1 protein-coding gene is annotated in these 330 nt (G+C 67.9%); it reads left to right on the top strand.

Features of this window, described 5'->3' with window-relative positions; genetic code table 11:
* Positions 1 to 10 precede the first annotated feature (10 nt).
* The coding region (locus tag ACVOMF_RS20915; protein WP_481510980.1) for a cadherin repeat domain-containing protein at positions 11 to 330 on the top strand (320 nt) is incomplete at its 3' end.

Here is a 330-nt window from a genome sequence, read left to right as displayed (position 1 = left end):
TGGCGACAACGTGACCTTCGCGATCAGCGCGGGTAACGACAACGGCTGGTACGCGATCGATCCGGCCACGGGTGTGATCACGCTGACGCCGGCCGGTGCCGCCTCGCTGGCGAATGACTACGAGTCGACGGGCAACAGCCACACGATCACGGTGGTGGCCAGCGACGGCAATGGCGGCACGACCACCATCACCGTCACGCTCAACGAGCTGGACGTCAACGAGGCGCCGGCATTTGAAGACCCGAACCAGGGCGGCACGCCGCCGGGTCCGAATCAGCCGGGCACGATCTTCACCCCGCCGGGCACCGATGGCGCAGGCAACCCGACGCC

It is taken from the genome of Stenotrophomonas sp. STEN022 (assembly GCF_056760155.1).
The sequence above is the reverse complement of the archived record's forward strand: the minus strand, read 5'-3'. Positions and strand labels throughout refer to the sequence as shown.